The 12,036-nt window shown below is 43.9% G+C and carries 13 protein-coding genes; 4 read left to right on the top strand and 9 right to left on the bottom strand.

Annotated features, from left to right (window positions below; all coding sequences use genetic code 11):
* Positions 1-6 precede the first annotated feature (6 nt).
* Together ADP71_RS06225 and ADP71_RS06220 are read left to right on the top strand one after the other, a co-directional pair.
* Positions 7-471 (top strand): GNAT family N-acetyltransferase, encoded by a 465-nt coding sequence (locus ADP71_RS06225; RefSeq protein WP_104931756.1) that lies wholly within the window; start codon positions 7-9, stop codon positions 469-471.
* A 9-nt stretch (positions 472-480) separates the two neighbouring features.
* Positions 481-732, top strand: coding sequence for an NGO1151 family protein (locus ADP71_RS06220; RefSeq protein WP_019958860.1), 252 nt, complete (start codon positions 481-483; stop codon positions 730-732).
* Positions 733-841: 109 nt separating this feature from the next.
* On the opposite strand, the gene ADP71_RS06215 is transcribed toward ADP71_RS06220, so the two are convergent.
* From ADP71_RS06215 to ADP71_RS06180, 8 genes are all read right to left on the bottom strand, one after another.
* Positions 842-1,381, bottom strand: coding sequence for a PqiC family protein (locus ADP71_RS06215; protein WP_104931755.1), 540 nt, complete (start codon positions 1,379-1,381; stop codon positions 842-844).
* Positions 1,378-3,030 carry a PqiB family protein gene (locus tag ADP71_RS06210; protein ID WP_171460991.1) on the bottom strand — a complete coding sequence of 551 codons (1,653 nt, stop codon included), beginning with the start codon at positions 3,028-3,030 and terminating at the stop codon, positions 1,378-1,380. Before ADP71_RS06210 ends, ADP71_RS06215 begins: the two co-directional genes overlap by 4 nt.
* On the bottom strand, positions 3,011-4,198 hold the full coding sequence (locus ADP71_RS06205) for a paraquat-inducible protein A (protein WP_104931752.1): 1,188 nt from the start codon (positions 4,196-4,198) through the stop codon (positions 3,011-3,013). Before ADP71_RS06205 ends, ADP71_RS06210 begins: the two co-directional genes overlap by 20 nt.
* A 129-nt stretch (positions 4,199-4,327) precedes the next feature.
* Positions 4,328-5,407, bottom strand: a complete 1,080-nt coding sequence (gene leuB / locus ADP71_RS06200; RefSeq protein WP_026353625.1) for a 3-isopropylmalate dehydrogenase — start codon at positions 5,405-5,407, stop codon at positions 4,328-4,330.
* 87 nt (positions 5,408-5,494) lie between these two features.
* Positions 5,495-6,136, bottom strand: a complete 642-nt coding sequence (leuD, locus tag ADP71_RS06195) for a 3-isopropylmalate dehydratase small subunit (protein WP_019958855.1) — start codon at positions 6,134-6,136, stop codon at positions 5,495-5,497.
* 75 nt (positions 6,137-6,211) lie between these two features.
* Positions 6,212-6,352, bottom strand: a complete 141-nt coding sequence (locus ADP71_RS06190) for an entericidin A/B family lipoprotein (RefSeq protein WP_019958854.1) — start codon at positions 6,350-6,352, stop codon at positions 6,212-6,214.
* A gap of 294 nt (positions 6,353-6,646) precedes the next feature.
* The gene (gene leuC / locus ADP71_RS06185) at positions 6,647-8,059 is read right to left on the bottom strand and encodes a 3-isopropylmalate dehydratase large subunit (protein ID WP_019958853.1); all 1,413 of its coding nucleotides are present in this window, start codon (positions 8,057-8,059) and stop codon (positions 6,647-6,649) included.
* Between the two features lie 379 nt (positions 8,060-8,438).
* A complete protein-coding gene (locus ADP71_RS06180; RefSeq protein ID WP_019958852.1) occupies positions 8,439-9,200 on the bottom strand; it encodes a glycosyltransferase family 2 protein in 762 nt (253 codons plus the stop codon).
* A 269-nt stretch (positions 9,201-9,469) separates the two neighbouring features.
* Here ADP71_RS06180 and metX point away from each other — a divergent pair, with 269 nt between their 5' ends.
* Together metX and metW are read left to right on the top strand one after the other, a co-directional pair.
* Positions 9,470-10,609 (top strand): homoserine O-succinyltransferase MetX, encoded by a 1,140-nt coding sequence (gene metX, locus ADP71_RS06175; RefSeq protein WP_171460990.1) that lies wholly within the window; start codon positions 9,470-9,472, stop codon positions 10,607-10,609.
* Positions 10,609-11,193, top strand: coding sequence for a methionine biosynthesis protein MetW (gene metW / locus ADP71_RS06170; protein WP_104931749.1), 585 nt, complete (start codon positions 10,609-10,611; stop codon positions 11,191-11,193). Before metX ends, metW begins: the two co-directional genes overlap by 1 nt.
* Before the next feature lie 58 nt (positions 11,194-11,251).
* Here metW and ADP71_RS06165 read toward each other — a convergent pair whose 3' ends face one another.
* Entirely contained in the window at positions 11,252-11,806 is a 555-nt protein-coding gene (locus ADP71_RS06165; RefSeq protein ID WP_019958848.1) for a protoglobin domain-containing protein, read from the bottom strand.
* Positions 11,807-12,036: the final 230 nt, after the last annotated feature.

Here is a 12,036-nt window from a genome sequence, read left to right as displayed (position 1 = left end):
TTGTGTATGTTGAATCAATATGAGTTAATCATAGAACCTTTTATCGCTTTGAATTTATACCAATTGCACCAAATTTTGCAATTGCGCCAACGTGTGTTCATGTTGGAGCAGCAAAGCCTGTATTTGGATGCTGACAACGATGATTTGGATGCCACGCACATCATGTTGTATGACGGACCGAAGCTCGTTGGCTATACGCGGATTGTGCCGCCACACTTGAGCATGGAATACGTGCAAATTGGCAGAATCGCTTTGGTCGAAGCATTGCGTTCACAAGGCATGGGCAGCGAGTTGTTACAAGTGGTTTTGGATACAGCCAAGCGTCAATTTCCCAATTTACCTGTGCATTTGTCGGCACAAATTCATTTGCAAACATGGTATGAGGCATTTGGTTTTGAAACTTTTGGCGATGTATTTGACGATGGTGGTGTCAAACACGTTAAAATGCGTTGGAATGGTACATCAAAATAGGAAAATCAAATGTCACATGAAATAACACAGCGCTTAGAATATATGGAAGAGCAAATCGAAATCTTGCGCATGGAAAACCGTGTCTTGAGTACGGCTTTGAAAGGGATTTTGAAAGGCTTACCGCAAGATTTGGCAGGTGACGTGGTGGAATCTATCCAAATTGCATTTGAAAATGCATCGGGTGAGCTCAATTACCATGACCATCCTTATGCGGATGTGTTCCATGATGTTACTTATGACTTTTTCCATGAAAAAGAATAAGTAAAAATCACAGATTGGCATGGCATGATGATGCTGTGCATGGTTCATTTAAAGCGTCCTGTAAATATTTACAGGACGCTTTAAATCTTTAAATAATGAGTATTAAGTTTTAAGGTGCAATTTGAGTGGCCACTTGTTGCAAGCCTGTGCTTAATGAGTCAATCATGGCAGCATAACCATCGCCTTGTTGCGCCGTCAAAACACTGAAATTGGAGCCTGCTGTGGTTTTGCCTTGGTGTTTGAAGACACTGTAACCTTCTATTTGGGTCTGCCCATCAAAGCGACCATGAAACTGCTCAATGTAAACGGTTAACTCGGGCGTGTCGTTGTTTTGCAAACTTGGTGGCACAAAGCGAACGGGACGATTTTGTTGGTTGAGTGCATTGGCCAATTGGTTGCGTATGGCAATATCTAAAGGTTCTGCCCATAAGTGTTGTTTGGCAAAATGCAGCGTGTGTGCATCGGTTTGGTAGAGCAAATTTTGACCTTTTAATGGTTCAGCTACCACCACCCGCAAAACCACATTGGATTTTTGGGTGGCTGGCAAGCGGTAAGCCGTATCGGACAGACGGTAATACTGAGTGGTCGGCGCACTGGCACAAGCACCCACAGCCAATGCCAAACACACGGTGATGAACCAGAGTTTCATGGTTGTCCTTTCGGAATAGGATCGGCAGATTTGCTGTCAAAAATGAAAGAGTTTGGTTTCTCACCCAGTTTTTTCAATAATGGATTGGATTTTTGCAAGGTTCGATCCAAACTTTGTAATGTGTTTTGGACATCACGATACGCTGGTGAGTCAGGCGAGACCCCTTCTAAAGTACCACGCAATTGCTTCAAAGTTTGATTCAGTTCTTTGGGGATGCTTTGGGTATTGGGGGTGTTGAGCAATTGGTTGACTGAACCCAAGGTTTTTTGCAATTCGGCTAAATTTTGATTCAATTGACCCACTGTTTGTTCTAATGGCAAATGGTTGAATTTGACCAGTAAGCGGTTCAAGTTTTTCACTGTGGCATTCAAGCCCACTGCACGCGTAGGAATGACGCTTAGTCCTGCATAACGGTCTTGTGGTTTCAAACTTGGATCGGCAGACAACTCATCGGTTAATTCAATCGACATATTGCCTGTGACGATATTGTTGCTGATGATGGTAGCGTACAATCCTTGGCGAATGGCTTGGTCAAATTTTTGCTGCCATTGTTTGGTTTCTATCGGATTGGCGCCCATTTCTATGGCGCTTGGTTCAATGCGCAATTGAACGGGAATATAGCGGTTTTCCAGTAGATTTAATTGGTCATTGTTGTGAAAAAACGGGGTTTTTTCAATCACGCCAATGGGTAAACCTTTGTATTCCACTGTGGCACCTGCGCTCACACCGCGCATGCTTTGGTCAAAAAAAGCGACCAAATAAAAGGCTCGGGGGGAAGCAGGTTCCATCACATCACTGATATTGCTGTGTAACGTAAAGGTATGACCATCTTTGACTGAAGCACCTTTACCAGTGCTCAGTGGCTGAGTGAAGGCAATAGCGCCGCTCAAAATAGAGCCAATAGGGGCCGCATCAATTTGTATGCCTTGGCTGTTGGTTTGGATGTTTACCCCTGATTTAATCCAAAATTTGACATGATCACCCACCAAATCTTGGTGGCTTTTTTGAATGAAAATATCATAATGGACATGCTGATTTTTGGTATCAAACGTTGATTGGGTAATTTGGCCTACTTGTAAATCTTCATAAAATACAGGCGCGCCGTTAGGCAACATTTTGGCGCGCGTGCTGCTCAATTTTAGATGCAAACCTTCACCTAAATCAGCGCTAGGAGGATCATCGCTGATGATGAACTCATTTTTGATTTCTGCCGCATTACCTGGTTTAAAGCCTATGTACGCACCAGAAACCAAGGTTCCCAAGCCACGAATGCCACGTTGGTCAAACTCTGGTTTAACAATCCAAAATAGAGAATCTGAGCGCAATTGGTGTTGCATATTGCCATTGATTTTAGCGGTCAATAACACACCATCGCCAGCATCGTTCAAACGCACATCAATCACTTTACCGACTTCGACATTTAAAATTTTGATGGGCGTTTTATTGATTTCTACGCCATCTGCACTGGGCATATGCAAAGTGACTTCTGTACCATTGTTACGCAAATAGCTAACGAGCAAGACGATGGCGACAATCAATGTGGCAATAGGTACCAACCAAATAATTGATAAAGTGCGGCTTTTGCTCACCTGAGCTACAGGAGGCTCAGATGGTGGCGGTGTTGAGGTATCAGGGTCGGTGGCTTGCATGTTTTTTGGCTCGTTGTTGTTGGTGGTATCGATCCCAGATTAAACGCAAATCCAATACCTCGGCAGACAACATAGTAGCAAAAATGACCAAGGTAAAATAGACTGATGCCATACCAGGGGTGACAGAGGCAATGTTCGTACGGTAAACCGCCATCAACAAAATGATGACAAAGATATCTATCATAGACCATCTGCCGATGAATTCGACAAAGTGGTACATTTTGTTCAAAACTTTGGGTGGCAATAAAAGCTGAAAGCGGGCACTGTACAATAAAATCATCAACATCAAAATTTTGACCACTGGAATCAAAATGCTGGCAATAAACACAATGACAGCGACCAAATGGTCTTTTTCTTTCCACAAAATCAAGACACCATCAAAGATATTACTTTGTGCGCTGCTGAGCAAACTGTCAGTAGACATCATGATGAATGTATTGGCAGGAATGAACAAAATCATGGCGGTAATCAGCAAGGCCAAAGATTTTTGAATGCTATTGGGAATGCGGTGGTATAAAAATGCGCCGCAGACATCGCATTCGTTGTCAGTATGATTTTGAGCGTGCAAGCAGCGGGTGCAATACAAAGTATTGGGTTTGTGTTGACTGATGCACAAAGGTTGGGCATCAGGTTGTAATTGTGACAATTGGTAAAACAGCCAATGAGGATGGATATTGATGCCCATGTGAATGAGAAACAAAGCATAGACAAATACAAAGCCAAAGGCAGGACCCACTGTAAAATCGCTGACAGCAGCAATTTTGACTAAGGCAACTAAGGTCGCGACAAAAAACACATCGACCATTAACCATGGTCGCAAACGTATCATATGACGCGCGCAAAGATTGGTTCCTGGCAGATAGTGTTGGCGGTATAGGGCAATGTGCACGTACATATACATGGACATGAATAAAACGGGCGTGAAAAATACCAGCAGCAACATGACAGTGGCTAAAAATCCATATTCATGGTGTTTGAGGTTTTGGAAAATATCGATGACAGACAGATGCTCGGACACGCCTATCATGTCCATGTTTAAATACACTTGGCTGCCGACCAAAAGCATTAAAATCCATGCCGCACTGACAAAAGCCAAGGGCGCGGTAATAAGGATTGCGGTTGATTTTAACCAATAATTGCCCGCATTGCGGGCAATTGGCTGACTCACCTTGAGACATTTGAGGCACCACCGACTCAAGGCCACAGCAAGGGCATTGAGTGGTGTGCGTTGGCAAGCTTGCCATGCTGAGGTGGCGTTTTTGTGACCACCACCTCTTGAAGACAGAAAATTTAATCATCAGATGCTTTGTAAAGCTGCCACCACTGCATCGCCCATTTCTGAACAGCTAACCAATTGGCAGCCATCTTCGTAAATGTCGCCAGTGCGCAAACCTTGTTTCAGGACGCTTTGTACGGCTTGTTCAATTGCATTAGCAAAGCCATCTTGATTGAACGAGTAACGCAACATCATCGCCGCTGACAAAATCGTTGCCAATGGGTTGGCTTTGTTTTGACCAGCAATATCAGGTGCGGAACCGTGTGATGGCTCGTACAAACCTTTGCCTGTTTCGTTTAAAGAGGCCGATGGTAACATGCCAATAGAGCCTGTCAACATAGACGCTTCATCAGACAAGATATCACCAAAAATGTTGCCTGTAACCATCACATCAAATTGTTTGGGTGCTTTGACCAATTGCATTGCCGCATTGTCCACATACATATGGCTCAATTCAACGTCAGGATAGTCGGCTGCAATTTCGTTCATGATTTGTTTCCACAATTCTGTGGTTTCCAAAACATTGGCTTTGTCTACAGAACACAATTTTTTGTTGCGTTTTTGTGCTGCTTGAAACGCAATATGACCGATACGGCGAATTTCAGATTCATGGTAACGCATGGTGTTCACGCCTTCGCGCGTGCCATCTGCCAATTGGCTGATACCGCGTGGCTCGGCAAAATAAATATCACCAGTGAGTTCACGCACAATCAAAATGTCCAAACCCGCTACCACTTCTGGTTTCAAAGTCGAAGCATTCGCCAATTCTGGATACAAAATAGCAGGGCGCAAATTGGCAAACAAATTCAAATCTTTGCGAATGGCCAACAAACCACGTTCAGGACGCAAAGGGCGGTCAAGATTGTCATATTGTGGACCACCTACCGCACCTAGCAATACGGCGTCGGCTTGGCGGCAAATGTTTTGCGTGAATTCTGGATAAGGTACACCATATTCATCGTAAGCTGCACCGCCTAAAGGTGCGTATTGAAACTGAATGTCCCAACCTTTTTGTTGGAAAACTTCTAAGACACGTACCGCTTGTGCAATGATTTCTGGGCCGATGCCGTCACCGGGTAAAACTGCGATGGTTTGAGTCATGATGTTTGAACCTTGAAACACAATGAATAAAGTTTACAGGACGCTTAATGGCCGTCCTGTAAGGGTCTGGATATTTTAATTGATTATTTAATTGTGGAAAAGCCACGGTTGTGCAGCGCGGTGTTGGCTTTCAAATGCTTTGATATTGTCAGCGTGCGCCAAAGTCAAGCCAATTTCATCCAAGCCATTGAGCAAGCAATGTTTGCGATGGTCGGTGATGTCAAAACAATAGACTGCGCCGCTAGGGCTGGTCACGGTTTGTGCTGTCAAATCGACGGTCAATTGATAAGCTTCGTTTTGTTCCACTTCTTGGAACAATTGTTCGACGATTTCTTCTGACAAAACAATGGGCAATAAGCCATTTTTGTAGCAGTTGTTGAAGAAAATGTCGGCAAACGATGGTGCAATCACCGCGCGAAAGCCGTAGTCGTCCAAAGCCCAAGGTGCGTGTTCACGGCTAGAGCCGCAGCCAAAGTTTTTGCGTGTTAACAAAATATTGGCACCTTGATAACGGGTTTGGTTCAATGAGAAATCAGGATTCAATGGGCGGCCTGTATTGTCCATACCCGGTTCGCCATGGTCAAGATAGCGCCATTCATCAAAACAATTAGGACCAAAGCCTGAGCGTTGGATGGATTTTAAGAATTGTTTAGGAATGATGGCATCGGTGTCAACGTTGGCACGGTCGAGAGGCGCGACCAATGCGGTCAATGTAGTAAAGGCTTTCATGTTTATTTTCCAATAAAAGCCGGGCAAGCAAGAGGCGGCCTGAAACCGCCCGAAACACCGCAATCAATTTGGTCGTTACATATTCGGATGGACAGATTTGGCTGCACCTGAGACAGCTTGACCACCACCGGAAATGTCGCGACCGATACCTTTTACAGTGTTACACCCAGCTAAAAATACAATAGCTGCACAAGCAATCAAAGCCAAATGTTTCATGATATTGTCCTCTAATCTATTTAAATCAACGTGAAAAGGGATAATTGAGCGGTTAACCGCTGGCTTTAATGTCCTGATTCGCACCTTTTGCAAATAAATTTGCTAACAGAACGATTGTCACCTACATGTGAAAATCCAATTGTAATTTTCACATGTTTCAATTTTCCGATTCTTTTAAAAGTGAGTGTTTGGTTAACATACACTAGGTTTCAATGCTTTATACAAAATAAATAAAGCATTTTAACGAGGAATCAGAGATGGGGCGGTGGCAAATGGTTCCTGCTGTTTTAATATTTAAGCCAATAATTGGCGCACGTCTACAAAGTGACCTTTGATGGCTGCTGCTGCTGCCATCGCTGGGCTTACCAAATGGGTGCGACCACCATTGCCTTGACGACCTTCAAAATTGCGGTTTGAAGTCGATGCACAGCGTTGACCTGCTTCTAAGCGGTCGGCATTCATTGCCAAACACATAGAGCAGCCCGGTTCACGCCATTCAAAACCCGCTTCGATGAAGATTTTGTCCAAGCCTTCTTGTTCGGCTTGTTCTTTCACCAAGCCAGAACCTGGGACAATCAATACACGAGAAACGTTGTCGGCTTTTTGATGGCCTTTGGCAACGCTTGCAGCTTCACGCAAGTCTTCAATACGGCTATTGGTACAAGAACCAATGAATACGATGTCCACAGGAATGTCGGTCAATGCCGTGCCAGCTTCTAAACCCATGTATTGTAAAGCGCGAGTGATGCTTTCGCGTTTGACAGCATCGGTTTCGTCTTCAGGATTAGGGACAATGCCATCGACAGCCAATACCATTTCAGGCGATGTGCCCCAAGTCACTTGTGGCTGAATGTCAGCGGCATCAAAATGGAAGACCGAATCAAATTCTGCACCTTCGTCAGACACCAAAGTTTTCCAGTATGCAACCGCTTGTTCCCATTGTTCTGCTTTGGGTGCAAATGGGCGACCTTGAACATAATCCATTGTGGTTTGGTCAACGGCCACCAAGCCTGAGCGTGCACCGCCTTCAATGGCCATATTGCACAGCGTCATGCGACCTTCCATGGACAAAGAGCGAATGGCGCTGCCACCGAACTCGATGGCGTAGCCTGTGCCTCCTGCAGTGCCAATTTGACCAATGATGTACAAAGCCACGTCTTTGGCGGTCACGCCTTGCGCCAATTCACCGTTGACTTCAATCAACATAGATTTGGATTTTTTGGCGGTAATACATTGGGTCGCCATGACATGTTCCACTTCTGATGTGCCAATACCATGTGCCAAAGCACCAAAGGCACCGTGTGTTGAAGTGTGTGAGTCGCCACACACCACAGTCATCCCAGGCAAGGTTGCGCCTTGTTCAGGACCCATCACATGCACAATGCCTTGACCTTTGTCTTTAAATGGAAAATAAGCCAATGCGCCAAATTCTTTGATGTTGGCATCCAAAGTGTCTACTTGCAATTTAGAGATGGGGTCTTTAATGCCTTCATCCCAATGGTCAGTTGGGGTGTTGTGATCGGCAGTGCTGACTATGCTGTCTTGGCGCCATAAAGGACGTTCGTTCAGCTTCAAGCCTTCGAAGGCTTGTGGGCTGGTCACTTCATGGACCAAATGGCGGTCAATATAAAGCAAAACAGTACCATCATCGGCTTGTTCGACAATGTGGCTGTTCCATAATTTATCGTATAAGGTAAAAGCGCTCATTCGGTGCATCCGGTTTGGGTTGGCTGGAATTGTTATGATGTTGTTTCGAGGCTGTATATTAGGCGTTTGGACGAAATTTGGCAAGAATTTGTCCAAGATAATGTGAATTATTTCATTATTTGACGGAACTTTTTAGACAAATTGTTATTTTTAGACAAATTGTATAAAAATAACAAAGATGGATACTTGCTAATGTACAATTAAATTGGGTGGTTTATTTGTATAAATATCACAATATGGATATTTTCTAATCATTAAATCCTATTTATTAATACAATGATTCTAAGCGTGGATAAGAGGCATTAAAAAGCGTCCTGTAAACTTACAGGACGCTTGGACAAATGTTGTGCTTGAATGATACTTATATAGATTAGCCAGATTAACGGTTTTGGCTAGCTTGGTCTTGCAAATATTTGAGTTTGACGTATTTGTTCATGGTGTAATTGGCATAATTTTTAGACAACATATAGCCGATAGCACCGTCTAAAAAGCCTTTTTTCAACACATACATTTTGAAAAAAGCAAAAGCAGGGCGCAACACCACATCGAGCAATACGTTGCAACGTTTGCCTTCTTGGTAATTTTTCTCGGCAGCCAAAGTCGAATATTGGTTCATTTTACGCAAATATTGCTCCCACGTTTCATAGGTGTAATGCAACATGGTTTGGCTCAATTTTTTGTCTGTGTGTTGGTGCACAATTTTAGGATGGACAAAACCTTCGACATAACTGCCTTTAGTAGGCATCAAGCGGCAGACCCAATCTGGGCTTAACGGACCGTATTGCACCAGTTTGTGTTGGAAATGGTTGATGCGCTTGATCCAATAACCATATTGTTCACCGCTTTGTACCACTTGGCGAATTTCGGTACACAATGATGGTGTGCAACGCTCATCGGCATCAATGAAAAAAATCCATTCGTGTGAGGCTTGTGAGATGGCAAACGTTTGTTGACCGCCCCAATCACCATTCATATTGCGTTCAATCACGCGTGCACCCAAGCTTTCAGCAATGGCGCGGGTGTCATCGGTGCTGGAGTCGTCAATGATGATGACTTCATCGGCAAAGCTGCAACTGTCTATGCATTCACGGATGTTGTGAGCTTCATTTTTGGCGAGGATTAAAACGCTGATACGGGACATGGTGTTCTCAATGGATAAGTCAGAATGGTATGGCCAGCTGTAAGCTTGGTGCCAAGACAGGCTCTCATTATCTTACAGGCTGGGGCATGGGTCAAAACGAAAGTGAGGGCTAATGGGTGGGGCTTTGAATGGCTGTCATGGCAATAGCGGCAGCTTTAAACCGCATTAAGAAGGATTTTTGTGCCAATTGGAACTGTTGGCATCTGCCCAATGGGAATAAAATCGCTATAATGGGCATTTTGCGACATGGCTTTTGGTGTGTTGAAACGATGAATAAAAAATCAGGTAGTGTAGGTTTGGTAAAGCCGCAATTGATTGCGTTTGAAGAGGCATTGCCTTTGCAAAATGGGCAAGTGTTGCCGCGCTTTGAGTTGATGGTAGAAACATATGGGCAACTGAATGCGGCAAAAAGCAATGCCATATTGATTTGCCATGCTTTGTCGGGACATCATCATGTCGCTGGCAAGCACCATGAAAACGACAAACACAGTGGTTGGTGGGACAATATGGTCGGTCCGGGTAAGCCGATTGATACCGAGCGTTTTTTTGTGGTGGGTTTGAACAATTTGGGTGGTTGCCATGGCAGCAGCGGACCGTTGAGCATCAATCCTGTCACTGGTAAACCTTATGGGGCGGATTTCCCCATGGTGACGGTCAAAGATTGGGTTCATTCGCAAGCGCGTTTGGCGGATTATTTTGGTATTGAGCAATGGGCAGCGATAGTCGGCGGCAGTTTGGGCGGCATGCAAACCATGCAATGGGCGATTGATTTGCCTGAGCGTGTGCGCCACGCCATCATCATTGCTTCTGCACCAAAATTGTCAACGCAAAACATCGCATTTAACGATGTGGCACGCCAAGCGATTTTGACCGATCCTGATTTTCATGCAGGACATTACTCTGAATATGAGACTTTGCCACGTCGAGGCTTGCGCATTGCGCGCATGATGGGTCACATCACATATTTATCTGAGGATGGCTTAGGTCATAAGTTTGGTCGACAATTGCGTCATGGTGATTATCAATTCAATTACGATGTCAATTTTGAAGTGGAATCTTATTTGCGCTATCAAGGGGATAAATTCGCTGAAATCTTCGATGCCAATACGTATTTGTTGATGACCAAGGCTTTGGATTATTTCGATCCTGCCGGTGATTACCAAGATTGTTTACAGGACGCTTTCCAACGCATTCAAGCCCAATGTTTTGTGGCATCTTTTAGTACTGATTGGCGTTTTAGCCCTGAGCGTTCGCATGAGATTGTGCGGGCTTTGATTGCGGCAGAAAAATCGGTGCAATATTTGGAAGTACAGTCTCATCATGGTCATGATGCGTTTTTGATGGAAGATGAGGCGTATATGCGTGGTATGTATGCTTATTTGGATAAAGTAGCGAAAGAGGTGGCCTGATGCAGCAATTGCGTGAGGATTTGCGTTTGGTATATGACTGGATTGCACCTGGCTCCAAAGTATTGGATTTGGGTTGTGGTGATGGGCAATTATTGGCGGCTTTGGTACAAGACAAAGGTTGTCAAGGTTATGGTGTTGAATTGGATACGGACAGCGTGATTGCGGCGATGAATAAGGGCGTGAACGTGATCCAAGTCGATTTGGAACAAGGTCTGCGCAGTGCTTTTACCGACCACAGTTTTGACGTGGTGGTATTGTCACAAACGATTCAGGCGATGAAAAATACCGAGCATATTTTGTATGAAATGAAGCGTGTTGCCCGCCAAGCGATTGTGACGTTTCCCAATTTTGGTTATTGGCGCAACCGTGTGCAAATTGCACAAGGACGCATGCCTGTGTCTGAATCTATGCCGTATGAATGGTATAACACGCCTAATATTCATTGGTGTACATTGGCGGATTTTGATGCGCTGTGTGCCAAAACAGGCTTGTCGGTATTAGAGCGTGCTGTGATGACAGGCGGTCAGCGTATTGAATTTATGCCCAATTTGTTAGGCAGTTTGGCTTTTTACCGTGTGGGTTAGCAGCAAATAGTTTCAAAAAAACCATAAAACCACCGTATTAGGTGGTTTTATGGTTTTTTTATTGGGTCTTAGATGTGGTCATCAGACGCAAGAATAATTTTGGTGAAATGCCTAGCAAATCCATTAAAGAACGGTAGTAGGTGCGATCTACCAAAAATTGGCACAAGTCAATCAAACGCAATAATGATGCAGTGCAATCTGCGTATTGGTAAGAGGTTTTGGCCAATAAGTCAGGGGTTAACAATTTTGGCATTTCTGCACGCAAAAAAGCCATACTTGCTGCCACAAATAAAGGTGGAATTTTTTGCTTTAAGTGTACCTCGCCAATGTGTTCGTGAATTTTGACAAATTGATCATCAAATGGACCACTGAACAACATGCCCATCCAGCGCAAGTGAGTTTGTTTTAAAGAATCGACTTTGCCTTCTACAAAAGGGCGCATGGCATCTGAATTTAAAATGCGTTCATAGAACGCTTCGGTCATTGCAGGTAATGCAGGGCTAACCAATGGGAATAAAGTTTGCAAACAGTCAGCATCGATTTGGCTAAAACCGTTGTGGCTTAAAAATTCTGCTAAATCTGCATCGTCAGTTGTTGTAATATTGAAGCTCATTTATTTTTCCAAAGTAATCATTAGATGAGTGAGGAAAGCTCTTTTCTTTGCATTTATTTAATTGATTTCTTGTAGAAGGGCCTGTGTTGCCATGGGAAAGCCATTTTAGAAGGAATATGTTAGATGTTTAGCGTGCAAATGTGGGTGTAAAGAGAGAAGTTTTCATTTTCGAAGTCGGTTATTTTAATACAAACTTTAGAATAAAGGTATGGTATGGCGAGATATAACAG

Source organism: Vitreoscilla sp. C1 (assembly GCF_002951955.2).
GTDB lineage: Bacteria > Pseudomonadota > Gammaproteobacteria > Burkholderiales > Neisseriaceae > Vitreoscilla > Vitreoscilla stercoraria.
The sequence above is the reverse complement of the archived record's forward strand: the minus strand, read 5'-3'. Positions and strand labels throughout refer to the sequence as shown.